Here is an 11,770-nt window from a genome sequence, read left to right as displayed (position 1 = left end):
AGGAGCACCGGAAGGTCCTAGCAGGCGAACTCAGCGTGGCGAACCGGAAGCGCGAACGGGACGCAACGGCGGTTCGGGAGCGTCCTTGACCTCGACCACGCGCATCAGCCGGACGGACGCGGCGTCCACCGGCAGCAGGAGCGTGGTGATCCGGCGGACGACCAGCGCGGTCGCCACCGCGACCCCGGCCAGCAGCAGGTCACCGAACGCGTGCAGCAGCACCCCGTCGGCCAGGGCCTGGGTGCTGTCGCGGAACGACCACAGGACGGTGATCACGAACGTCAGCCCCGACGCCATCCACAGGCCCCACCACCGGCGCACGAGCTTCGACGGGCGGGGACGTTCACCGGCGGGCCTGCGGGCCACCGCGTGTTCGAGCTCGGCGAGCACCGAACCGGGCACGACGAGGTTCATGCCGGGCACGAGCAGCCCGACGAGCGCCGCGGCGTCCGAGCGGGACGGTCCGTAGCCCACGAGCGTCGCGGCCACGTTCCGCGCGCGCCGCACCCACAGCAGGGTGAGCACGAGCGACAGCAGGCAGCCGGTGATCGTGATCGCCGCGGACGACACCACCATCGCGTCCGACGCGCTGACCACACCGGCCGAGAGCGCGCCGAACCGGCTCAGCGCGACCAGCACGTACCGCCAGATCTCGGACAACGCGCCCCAGACCGCGACGGCGGCGAGGAGCCAGAGCGAGTTCTGCGCGGTCCTGCCCAGCCTGCGCACACCGTCGACCGAGTCGGCCTGCTCGACCGCACCGGCCACGGCCGTCGGCCAGCGCCACGCCAGCAGCGGGAAGCCCCAGCGCGGCGTGACCGGGTAGTTCGGCGGGCCGCCGTACGACAGCTTCTGCGACCGCTGCGAAGGCTGCGGGTACGCACCGGGTGGCGGGGTCGCCACCCAGTCCACGCGCATCGGCTGCAGCGGCTGCACGATCAGATGACCTCGGGTTCCATGCCGTCGACGCCACCTTCGAGCGGGCGGCCGGACGCGTCCCAGTGCTGCATGCCGCCCTCGACGTTGACGGCCTCCCAGCCGTTCTGGTTGAGGTACTGCGTCACGCGGGCGGAGCGGCCACCGGCACGGCACACGACGTAGAGCTGCACGTCGTTCGGCACCTCTTCGAGACGGCCACCGATCTCGCTCATCGGGATGTGCAGCGCGCCGGGCGCATGGCCCGCGTCCCACTCGTCCTGCTCGCGCACGTCCAGCAGGACGGCGCCTTCCGGCAGCACGGCGGGAACGTCGGCGATCTCCACGCTTGGAACAGTCACGCCGTAGATGGTGCCATGCCGGAGGTTGCACGGACGTGAACCTCCGGCACGGCCTCCCCCTAGGCCACCGCCGCGACGGCGGGCCCGAGCTTCACGAGCTGGTCGTCGGTCAGCGGCAGCGAATTCCGCGTCAGGTCAGAGTTGATCTGCTCGATCCGGAAGGCGCGACCGTCCGGCCGGTAGACGTGCAGGGTCTGAGCTCCTTGCAGCACGTCGTACAGCTGGTACACCGTGCCGTCACGGGCGACCGCACGGCGAGGTGCGCGGCAGGTCCCGGTCGCCCAGAGCGCCTCGTCGGCCGCCGCGGACGGGGTGGTGGTGAAGCTGCCCGTGGAAAGCCGCACGCTGCCCTTGCCGGTCAGGCCGCTGACGTTCAGGTCGTAGGTGTGGAGGACGTCCTCTGCCACCTGCTCGCCCACCTCCAGCTCGCCCAGCGCGGCCTCCGCCCTGGTCCGCCACGTGCGGAGCTGGTCGGCGGAGAGCCGTTCCGCACCGAAACCGCGGTCCATCGGCACGGCGGGCATCTGGATGCCGCAGTCCGCGTTCGGGTTGGCCGTGTTGGAGTGGTACAGCGGCTTCCTCACCGTCTCGGACACCCGCGGCCAGTCCGCGGGGTTGCCGACGGGCGCTGTCGGCGTGTCCTGGACCCAGAGGACACTGCCGATCCCGACGACCGCGACGACGGCCAACGTGCTCAGCACGGTTCCCGCACGCCGGGCGAACAGCCGCCGTCTCCCCCGCCTGAGCACGTCGTCCAGCGTCGTCGTGGCTGGTGGCGCGGACACGTCGAGAGCCCCGCGCAGCTCGTCTTCAACGTTCATCGAACACTCTCCGAGTCGACCGGGCTGCCGTACGCCTCGCGGAGCGTCGCCAACCCCCTGGCTGTCTGGCTCTTGACGTTGCCCTCCGAACAGCCCAGCTCAGCGGCCGTCTGCTCGATGGACAGGTCGTGGACATAACGCAGCACGAGCACGGCTCGCTGCTTGGGCGGCACCCGTTGCAACGCATCGTGCAGCTGGGAGTCGTGCTCGCCGAACCCGCCGCCGACACCGCGTTCCGGCACGTCGGCGACCGGGTGCTCACGGCCGCGCACCCGCCTCCTGCTGTCGAGGAAGAGTCGCGTCACGATCGTGCGGACGTACGCGTCAGCGCTTTCCCACCTCACGCTCGACCACTTCGCGTACGCCTTCACGAACGCGTTCTGCGCGAGCTCTTCCGCCTCCGACCAGTCACCGCACAACGCGTAGGCCGTGCGCCGTGCCCAGTCGAACCTGTTCGTGAAGAACTCCGAGAACTCCTCGTCTCGTCGCACTCCGGTCCCCCATGCTCGTGCTGCGTTCGCGTTCAATACGCGGTCAGCCCGGCCAGGGTTGCACGAACGACGAACGGGCCGCCCCGGAATGGGACGGCCCGTTCGAAGAGGTGGAACGTCAGTGCGCGATGGCCTTCTCGGCGCCCGCACCGGTGAGGGAGCGGACCTCCATCTCGGCCTGCTTGAGCGGGTCGGCCTTCTCCTTGGACAGGATCGTGCCGAGGTAGCCGAGCAGGAACGCGACCGGAATCGAGACGATGCCGGGGTTCGACAGCGGGAACAGGTGGAAGTCGACGGTCTTGAACATCGACGTCGGCGTGCCGGAGACGGCGGGCGACAGGACGATCAGGGTGATCGTCACGGCCAGACCGCCGTAGATGCTCCACAGCGCGCCCGAGGTGTTGAACCTCTTCCAGAACAGCGAGTAGAGGATCGTCGGCAGGTTCGCCGAGGCCGCGACCGCGAAGGCCAGTGCCACGAGGAACGCGATGTTCTGGCCGTTGGCGATGATGCCGCCGCCGATGGACACGAGACCGATCACGATCGCGGTGATGCGGGCGACCTTGACCTCGGAGTCCTTGTCCTCCTCCGCGCCCTTCTTGATGATGTTGGCGTAGATGTCGTGCGCGAACGACGCCGACGCCGTGATCGTCAGACCGGCGACGACCGCGAGGATCGTCGCGAAGGCGACCGCCGCGATCAGGCCGAGCAGGATCGGGCCACCGAGCTCCAGCGCGAGCAGCGGAGCGGCCGAGTTGGCCTTGCCGGGCGCCTTGTTGATCGCGTCCGGGCCGACCAGCGCACCGGCGCCGTAGCCCAGGACCAGCGTGAACAGGTAGAAGATGCCGATCAGCCAGATCGCCCACACGACCGAGCGACGGGCTTCCTTCGCCGTCGGCACGGTGTAGAAGCGCATCAGGATGTGCGGCAGACCCGCGGTGCCGAGCACCAGCGCGAGGGCGAGCGACAGGAAGTCGAGCTTGCTCGTGCCGGTCTTGCCGTACTGCAGGCCGGGGCCGAGGAGCTTCTCGCCCGCCTTCGGCGCGTTGTCGACCGCGGCACCGAGCAGGCCCGAGAGGTTGAAGCCGTACTTGCCGAGCACCCAGACGGTCATGATCGCGGCACCCGCGATCAGCAGGACCGCCTTGATGATCTGCACCCAGGTGGTGCCCTTCATGCCGCCGATGAGGACGTAGGCGATCATCAGGGCGCCGACCACGGCGATGACCAGGGCCTGGCCACCGGTGCCCGTGATGCCGAGCAGCAGGGCGACGAGACCACCGGCACCGGCCATCTGGGCGAGCAGGTAGAAGAACGAGACGGCCATCGTGGACGTCGCGGCGGCCGCGCGGACCGGGCGCTGGCGCATCCGGAAGCTCAGGACGTCGCCCATCGTGTACTTGCCGGTGTTGCGCAGCAGCTCGGCGACCAGCAGCAGCGCGACGAGCCACGCCACCAGGAAGCCGATCGAGTACAGGAAGCCGTCGTAGCCGTTGAGGGCGATGGCGCCCGCGATGCCGAGGAACGAGGCCGCGGAGAGGTAGTCACCCGCGATCGCGATGCCGTTCTGCGGGCCCGTGAAGGCGCGGCCGGCGGCGAGGTAGTCAGCAGCGGTCTTGGTGTTGCGGCTCGCCCGGATGACCACGAACAGCGTGATCAGGACGAAGACACCGAAGATGCTGATGTTGAGGATCGGGCTGGACTCGTTCACTTGCCGTCTCCCTCGATCTCACCGCGGAGCTTCTCCGCCAACGGGTCGAGGTTCTTGTTGGCGTGCCGCACGTACAGCGTCGTGATCACGAAGGTGGACACGAACTGCAGCAGGCCGAAGATGAGCCCGACGTTGATGTTGCCGACGACCTTCGTGGCCATGAAGCCGTGCGCGTAGTCCGCGAGCAGCACGTACAGCAGGTACCACGCGAGGAACAGCCCGGAGACCGGGAACACGAACTTCCGCAGCCGGTGCTTCAGCTGCGCGAAGTCATCACTTGCTTGGACGTCGACCCACTTCTGGGCATCGGCCGACTCGCTCGGGGTGTGCTCAACAGTGCTCACAGTCCCCTCCTCGCGGTTTTCGTCGTAGGTGTCAGCAACGTGACGTGCACGTGACGCCTCCAGGTGCGGTCCTGTTCTTGGTCGAGAACCGTATGGAGACTTGAGTCACTCAGGTAAGGCTCCGTTCGAGGCGTTGCGCCCAGCAGTCGGGTGATGCGACGAACGGTCAGTATGCGTAGACGAACAGCACTCTGCGTGACCGCAATCACCGTTCACCGATTCGAGTGACCAATTTTCACCCATTTGAAACGGTGTGTACTCACCGTGTCCGACCAGCTCCCCTGCGCTGATCATCGGCCATCCTGGCCTTCTCCTCGGCGGTGCCGAACCGGGCGATGTCGCGGTCGCGGATGAAGCCCAGCGGGTCCGGCGCGTGCAGCCTCAGCAGGATCTGGTTGACGTCCGCCGGCGCCCGTCGGCGGGTCGCCTTGCTCACCACGATCATCGTCATGAACGCGAGCGGAACGGTGATCAGCGCAGGTTGGGTGATGAACGCGGGCGCCCAGCGGCCGGTGTAGGAGCTGACGACGCTCACGACCTGAGCGGTGATGACCATGCCGCCGCCGACCACGAGTCCGCACACGGCGCCGACCCAGGTGAGCCCGCGCCACCAGATGCCGAGCACCAGCAGTGGGCAGAACGTCGACGCCGCGAGCGCGAACGACATGGCCACGGTCAGTGACGCATCGGAGCGCGGCAGCAGCAGAGCAAGACCGATTGCGACGAGTCCGGTGAACACGGTTGCCCACCGGAAGTCACGAACCTTGCCCGGCATGATGTCCGTCGAAACGACCCCGGCGACCGACACCACGAGACCCGACGAGGTCGACAGGAACGCCGCGAACGCACCCGCGGCGACGATCGCGCCGAGGATCTGACCGCCCAGGTTCGGCACCATCGTCTCCGGCAGCATCAGCACCGCCGCGTCCGTCTTCCCGTTCACCAGCAGCTGCGGCAGGTAGAGGCGGGACAGCACGCCCAGCACCGTCGGGAAGATGTAGAAGAGGCCGAGCAGGTACAGCACGTGCAGTGCCGTGCGGCGGGCCGCCTTGCCGTCGGGGTTGGTGTAGAAGCGGACCAGGACGTGCGGCAGGCCCATCGTCCCGAGGAACGTCGCGAAGATCAGCGAGTAGGTCCTGAGCAGCTCGGAGATGCCGCCGGTCTGCGGCCGCGTCCAGTCGTGGTTGGTCGTCGGCGAGCCCTCGACCACCGGCACCGGGCTGCCCGCCGTGAACTCCATCCGCGTGCCGGGGCTCAGCTCGTAGACGCCGCGGCCCCAGAACACCGGTCCGTCGGCGCCCCTGCCGTCGATCTGGCCGTGCACCTTCAACGTCAGCGGCTCGTCGACGCGGACCTTGACCACCTGCTCGGCCACGGTGATCGTCTCGGCCTGGGGGAACCTGATCACGCCGTCGTCGCTGATCGGCTGCGTGCCGCGGTGCGGGGAGGCGAGGAACACCACGAAGAGCACGAACGTGGGCGCGGCGATCGCGAAGAGCTTGCCCCAGTACTGGAAGGCCTGCACCAGCGTGATCGCGCGCATGCCGCCGCCGAGCACGTTGATCACCACGATGGCCGTGACGATCAGGCCGCCGAACCACGGCGGCAGGCCGGTGATCGTGGTCAGCGTCAGACCGGCCGACTGCAGCTGCGGCACCAGGTACAGCACGCCGATGCACACCACGAAGAACGTGCTGAAGTGCCGCACGTTCGCCGACCCGAGCCGCGCCTCCGCGAAGTCGGGCAACGTGTAGGCCCCGGAGCGGCGCAGCGGCGCGGCGACGAAGAGCAGCAGCGCGAGGTACCCGGCCGTGAAGCCGATCGGGTACCAGAGCGCGTCGACGCCGTCCTTGAGCACGAGCCCGGCCACGCCGAGGAACGACGCCGCGGACAGGTACTCGCCCGAGATCGCGGCGGCGTTGCGGGTCGCGGGGATCGCGCGGCGCGCCACCAGGAAGTCCGGGGTGGTGTTCGCCTTGCGGGACCCGACGTACCCGAGCAGGAACGTGACGGCCGCAACGGCGACGATGGCGCTGAGGCTCCAGATGGTGGCGTTCACGTCAACGGTCGACCATGTTCACGAAGTCCCGCTCGTGCCGTTCGGCCTGCCGGCGGAAGACCCACCCGACCCCGTAGAGGATCGGGAAGGGCGCCAGGCCGAGCACGAGCCACGGGATGGGGATGCCGAGGATCTTCAGGTCGCTGATCTGCGGGACCAGGTAGAAGGTGATCGGCAGCAGGCACATCCCGATCAGGACCGCGAACGCGAGCCCGAACGCCGACTTGAGCTGCTGCCTGATGAGGTCGCGGACCAGCTTCTCGCCGACGCTGGTCTGCTCCTCCAGTTCGATGATCGTCCGGAGCGCCTTGCCGCGCGCCTTCGTCGAGTCCGCCAGCACGACCCTGCGCCTGCGGGGCTTGCGGGCCTGCTCACCGAGCCAGGCCTCGCGGGCGGCCTGTTCGGGCTTTCCCGCGTCGTGCCTGCTCACCAGCCGCTCTTCGGCGGTCGGACGATCCGTTCCTTGAGCTCCTTGGTGTGCCGGCGGCTGACCGGGAGCTCCTTGGCGCCGTCACCGGTGCCGATCACGACCGCGTAGCCGTTCGCCGTCATCCGCAGCTCGCTCACGAGAGGCAGCGCCACGAGGTACGACCGGTGGATGCGCACGAAACCGGCGTTGGCCCAGCGTTCTTCCAGCTGGGCGAGCGGGATGCGCACCAGGTGGCTGCCGTCCTGCGTGTGCAGACGGGCGTAGTCGCCCTGCGCCTCGACGTACCGCACGGACGCGCGCGGCACGAGCTTGATGGTGCCGCCGAGCTCGACCGGGATGACCTCGTCGTCGCTCGGTTCGGCCGCCTGCGCCGAGGCGCTGGGCGCGGTGGGCGCGGGCGCCGCCGTGCGACCGACGCGGTCGGCGACCCGGGAGATCGCCTTGAGGACGCGTTCCTCGTTGATCGGCTTGTTGATGAAGTCGAGCGCGCCGACGTCGAACGCCGTGACGAGCGCGTCGCGTTCCTCCACGCCCGTCACGAAGACGAGAGCGGGCGGGTACCGGAACGCGCTGAGCACCCGTGCGAGATCCATGCCGGAGAGTCCGGGCATGTTGATGTCGGCGAACACCGCGTCGACCGGCGGCAGGCCGGACTTGGTCCTCGCCATGACCTCCTGCTCGTAGTCACCCCTCAGGATGCGCAGAGCCTCGGCGGCGTCGAAGGCCGTGAGGACGCGCCGGATGAGAGGACTGCTCTCGAGCAGGTACTTGATCTCGCTCAGGCCGCGAGCCTCGTCATCGACTGCGAGGACGAGGAGACCGGCGTTGTCTTGGATACTCACTGTGTCGGGCATCTTGCCCATCAATGTGCGGTCATGTCTACGTCAAGGGTTGACTCGACACGCCCGGTGAAACCGAACTGATGCTCACAGCCCGAATCGGGACCAGCGAGCACGTTCCTCGATGCTCGCGAGCACCTGCGTCACGAGATCGCCCGATCGGGTGGACGCGCCGGTCAGGCCGAGCTTGGCCAGCAACGGCTTGCGCGGCTCCGCGATGGTCAGCTCGGCGTCGGGAAAGCGCTTCGCGAGGACAGTGCGGATGGTGCCGATGCCGTCGACCAGACCGAGCTGCTGGGCCTTCGCGCCGGTCCAGACCTCACCGCTGAAGAGGTCCTCTTCGGTCTTGAGCTTGGCGCCGCGCCGTTCGGTGACCCACGCCTTGAACTGCTCGTGCAGATCGGCGTGCAGACCCTTGAGCCACTCGACGTCCTCCGGCTTCTCGGCCTGGAACGGGTCGAGCCGCACCTTGTTCTCCCCCGCCGTGTAGACGCGGCGCTCGACGCCCGCCTTCTCCAGCAGGCCGTCGAGGCCGAAGCCCGCGCTGACCACGCCGATGGAGCCCACGAGAGAGGTGCCGTGCGCGTAGATCTCGTCACCCGCGCACGCCAGCCAGTAGCCACCGGACGCCGCCACGTCCTCGCAGAACGCGAGCACCGGCACGTGCTTCTTGTTCGCGAGCTCCCTGATGCGCTCGGCGATCAGGGCTGACTGGGTCGGCGCACCACCCGGCGAGTTGATGAGCAGTGCCACGGCGATCAGGCGCTCGTTGTCGAAGGCGCGGTTGATGGCCGACTCGACGTTCTGGAGGCTGATCGTGTTGCGCGCGACCGGCGAGGACTGCGGGGTGATGACCCCGTGCAACCGCACCGCCGCGACGACGGGCGGCCGTTCACCCCGGTCCATGACCCTCGGCAGACGGGCCGCGATCTTGTCCGTGACGCTCATGTACTCGACAGTACGTGCGTTTCAGGGTTACGCGGGAGCCCCGCGTAACCCCCAGGGCGACGCAGGGCCCCCGCGTGACGGAAAACACGTGGTGCCGGGTTAGGGTCGGTGGGTGACGTTCAACCCGATCCGCTGGCTCGAGCGCTATGTCGAGTGGTGGGACGACCGGGGCAGGCAGAACGCCGCCGGACCGACGCCCATGCACATCTACTGGATGTGGGTGAGCTGGAGCGTGTGCGCCGTCGTGCTGATCACGACCTTGGCCGTCGCAGCACGCTGAACTGCGGCGTTGCTCAGCACTTGCAGCTGTTGAACCCCTTCGCGGTGCACTTGATGCAGACGCGGACGCGCTCGGGTGCCTGTTGTTCGTGCAATGGATGATGCCCTTAACTCGCGGCCGGCCTCGACCTGAGGGAGCGCCGGCTGTTCATTGGTCAACACCACAATCGGCACGTTCGGGGCCGGAGTTGAGGGCTTCACCGCAGGCGTGGCAACGCGTACGTCACACCGGTTTGCGGGCGACCCACCGGCCGACCGAGAACACTCCGGCGGCACGGGCCGCGTCGAGCACGCGCTTCCCGTCGTGGATCACGGTGCTGAGCTCGCCCTCGTAGGCGCCCCAGCCCTGACCGTCGTCGGGCGGCGTGCTGCCCCAGCACTCGACACCGGGGTAGAGGTCCTCGGCGATCTCGACGGTGAAGCCCGCGGCCTCGCACATCCCGCGGTAGTCGTCGACGCTGCCGAGCCACGGGATCGAGATGACCTCCTCGACCGGGCGGATCCACTGCGCGATCTGCTCGTCGGTCTGGTGCTCGCCCCACGGCCGCTTCACCCAGTCGACGCCCACCAGGCACGCGCCCGGCTTGAGGATCCGGTGTGCCGCGCGGAAGAAGCTCGCCTTGTCCGGCAGGTGGCACACCGACTCGAAGAAGCTGACCATGTCCAGCGAGTCCGCCGGCCACGCCCCGAGCGTCTTGTAGTCCTCGTCGCCGACGGTCAGGAACGACACCTGCCCGGACGTGCCCTGCTCGGCGGCGTGCTGCCGGGCCTGAGCGGAAAGCCACTCGTTGTTCGACAGCCCGACCAGGTTCGCACCGCTGATCTGCGCCATGTAGACGGTCGTGCCGCCGACCCCGCTGCCGAAGTCGATCGCGGTCCCGCCGGCCTGGAGGCCCGCGGCCTCGACCTGCTTGCGCGCCAGTGCCTGCGCCGCCTCGACGGGGGACAGTCCCGCGGTCTCGGCCTCCAGGTCACCGTGGTGCCAGAACGACCCCATGAGCTGCGCGTACGCCGGTCCTGCCGTGTCGTAGTACTCGCGCACCTGAGCCTCAACGGCACCCATCGCGACCCCGTCCTTCGTGTTGATCAAGTTAGCCCGAAAGGATGATCGCAGACAGGTCCCGGGGACACAGGCGGCCGAACGGGGCGAGCGCGAGACCGCTTTCCACACGCAGTGTCATCACCGCTGGCAGGCCTGGTCAGGCGCGGATGACCGGCTGTTCGTTCGTCATCGGCTCGTCGGTCAGCTGGGTGCCCAGGTTGAGGTTCGGCAGCACGTTCCGCGCGAACTTCGGCACCTTCAGGATGACCTTGGTACCCGCGTTGGGCGCGGTCTCGACGACGAGGGCGTACTCGGCGCCGAACACCGTGCGCATGCGGTCGTTGATGTTGCCGATGCCGACGTGCGCGCCGGTCTGGTGGGCGTCCTTGATGTCGTCGAGGCGGTCGGGGTCCATGCCCACGCCGTCGTCCTCGACGCTGATCAGGGCCTCGTTGCCGTTGTCCTCTGCGGTGATCGTGAGCATGCCGCCGCCGGGCTTCTTCGCCAGACCGTGGCGGACCGCGTTCTCGACCAGCGGCTGGAGGACGAGGAACGGCAGCACGACCTGCAACACCTCGGGCGCGATCCGCAGGCGGACGTTGAGCCGCGAGCCGTAGCGGGCCTGTTCGATGGTCAGGTACCTGTGGATGTTGGTCAACTCATCGGCGAGGGTCGTGAACAAGCCGTCGGTGCGGAACGAGTAGCGGGTGAACTCGGCGAACTCCTGCAGCAGCTCACGGGCGTGCGCCGGGTCGGTGCGGATCAACGACGAGATCGTGTTCAGCGCGTTGTAGACGAAGTGCGGCGAGATCTGCGCCCGCAGCGCCTTCACCTCGGCCTGCGCCAGCGCCTGCCGCTGCTTCTGGACGACCTCGAGCTCCAGCTGGGTCGAGACGAACCTGGCCGTCTCCTCGGCCATCCGGATCTGCCGCTTCGAGGCGACCCCGGACACCACGATCAGCGTTCCGGCGACATCGCCCTCGACAACCAGCGGCACGACAACAACGCTGTGCAGGGAACACGGGCCCTGGAGCTCGCAGCCGAGCTTGCGGTGGTCGACGTGTTCCTTGTGGCAGTTGTTGATGGCACGGGCGACCGTGTCGCGGAGGTACTCGTAGTGGTCGTTCGCGCCGCCGTCCCACGACAGGACGGTGCCTTCCTCGTCGGTGATGGCGACCGCGACGCACCGCAGCATCTCGCGCAGGTGGGGCGTGGCCTTGTTCGCAGCTTCCTCCGTCAAGCCCGCGCGGAGGTCGCTCGACGCCCTGGACATGCGGTCGAGCATGTCCATCACAGCATCCTCCACGGAGGTGCTGACTCGTCGAGCGCGGCACAGCATCACGAAGAGGCCCAGAACGGCCAGGGTCGCGATGACACCGAGCACGGCGCGCTCGGTCAACAGGTCGCCCACAGGGCACATGCTCTGCTGTGGTGGACCCCGATAGCAAGAGGCGCGCCCGGCGTACCCCCGTACGGTCCACCGTTCCGGGTAGACATCCGATGAATTTGGGGAGAGGGTGTGCCCGTGA

Annotated in this window: 13 protein-coding genes; 1 reads left to right on the top strand and 12 read right to left on the bottom strand. The window is 68.5% G+C overall.

Going from position 1 to position 11,770, the window contains the following annotated elements; all coding sequences use genetic code 11:
- Positions 1 to 30 precede the first annotated feature (30 nt).
- The 10 genes from AOM45_RS02375 to AOM45_RS02330 form a co-directional block, all read right to left on the bottom strand.
- Positions 31 to 936 (bottom strand): DUF4328 domain-containing protein, encoded by a 906-nt coding sequence (locus AOM45_RS02375; RefSeq protein WP_236703055.1) that lies wholly within the window; start codon positions 934 to 936, stop codon positions 31 to 33.
- A gap of 2 nt (positions 937 to 938) precedes the next feature.
- Complete coding sequence (locus AOM45_RS02370; protein WP_030465537.1) at positions 939 to 1,277, bottom strand: rhodanese-like domain-containing protein; 339 nt, start codon at positions 1,275 to 1,277, stop codon at positions 939 to 941.
- Positions 1,278 to 1,336: 59 nt separating this feature from the next.
- The gene (locus tag AOM45_RS02365) at positions 1,337 to 2,098 is read right to left on the bottom strand and encodes a hypothetical protein (RefSeq protein WP_030465538.1); all 762 of its coding nucleotides are present in this window, start codon (positions 2,096 to 2,098) and stop codon (positions 1,337 to 1,339) included.
- Positions 2,095 to 2,589, bottom strand: coding sequence for a SigE family RNA polymerase sigma factor (locus AOM45_RS02360; RefSeq protein ID WP_030465539.1), 495 nt, complete (start codon positions 2,587 to 2,589; stop codon positions 2,095 to 2,097). Before AOM45_RS02360 ends, AOM45_RS02365 begins: the two co-directional genes overlap by 4 nt.
- Before the next feature lie 118 nt (positions 2,590 to 2,707).
- Entirely contained in the window at positions 2,708 to 4,300 is a 1,593-nt protein-coding gene (locus AOM45_RS02355) for a monocarboxylic acid transporter (RefSeq protein WP_030465540.1), read from the bottom strand.
- Complete coding sequence (locus AOM45_RS02350) at positions 4,297 to 4,644, bottom strand: DUF485 domain-containing protein (protein ID WP_030465541.1); 348 nt, start codon at positions 4,642 to 4,644, stop codon at positions 4,297 to 4,299. Before AOM45_RS02350 ends, AOM45_RS02355 begins: the two co-directional genes overlap by 4 nt.
- Before the next feature lie 259 nt (positions 4,645 to 4,903).
- On the bottom strand, positions 4,904 to 6,703 hold the full coding sequence (locus AOM45_RS02345) for a sodium/solute symporter (RefSeq protein WP_030465542.1): 1,800 nt from the start codon (positions 6,701 to 6,703) through the stop codon (positions 4,904 to 4,906).
- Between the two features lies 1 nt (position 6,704).
- Positions 6,705 to 7,133, bottom strand: coding sequence for a hypothetical protein (locus AOM45_RS02340; RefSeq protein WP_030465543.1), 429 nt, complete (start codon positions 7,131 to 7,133; stop codon positions 6,705 to 6,707).
- On the bottom strand, positions 7,130 to 7,996 hold the full coding sequence (locus tag AOM45_RS02335; protein WP_059362169.1) for a LytR/AlgR family response regulator transcription factor: 867 nt from the start codon (positions 7,994 to 7,996) through the stop codon (positions 7,130 to 7,132). The genes AOM45_RS02340 and AOM45_RS02335 overlap by 4 nt, the downstream gene beginning before the upstream one ends.
- Positions 7,997 to 8,059: 63 nt before the next feature.
- Entirely contained in the window at positions 8,060 to 8,920 is an 861-nt protein-coding gene (locus AOM45_RS02330) for a S49 family peptidase (RefSeq protein ID WP_030465545.1), read from the bottom strand.
- Between the two features lie 112 nt (positions 8,921 to 9,032).
- Between AOM45_RS02330 and AOM45_RS51670 the strand changes: the two genes are divergently transcribed.
- The gene (locus tag AOM45_RS51670) at positions 9,033 to 9,200 is read left to right on the top strand and encodes a hypothetical protein (RefSeq protein ID WP_166048541.1); all 168 of its coding nucleotides are present in this window, start codon (positions 9,033 to 9,035) and stop codon (positions 9,198 to 9,200) included.
- Positions 9,201 to 9,422: 222 nt separating this feature from the next.
- Here AOM45_RS51670 and AOM45_RS02325 read toward each other — a convergent pair whose 3' ends face one another.
- Positions 9,423 to 10,262, bottom strand: coding sequence for an SAM-dependent methyltransferase (locus tag AOM45_RS02325; RefSeq protein ID WP_156093586.1), 840 nt, complete (start codon positions 10,260 to 10,262; stop codon positions 9,423 to 9,425).
- A gap of 136 nt (positions 10,263 to 10,398) precedes the next feature.
- Entirely contained in the window at positions 10,399 to 11,661 is a 1,263-nt protein-coding gene (locus AOM45_RS02320; RefSeq protein ID WP_030465547.1) for a sensor histidine kinase, read from the bottom strand.
- Positions 11,662 to 11,770: the final 109 nt, after the last annotated feature.

The organism is Lentzea aerocolonigenes, from assembly GCF_000974445.1.
Taxonomy (GTDB): domain Bacteria; phylum Actinomycetota; class Actinomycetes; order Mycobacteriales; family Pseudonocardiaceae; genus Lentzea; species Lentzea aerocolonigenes.
The sequence above is the reverse complement of the archived record's forward strand: the minus strand, read 5'-3'. Positions and strand labels throughout refer to the sequence as shown.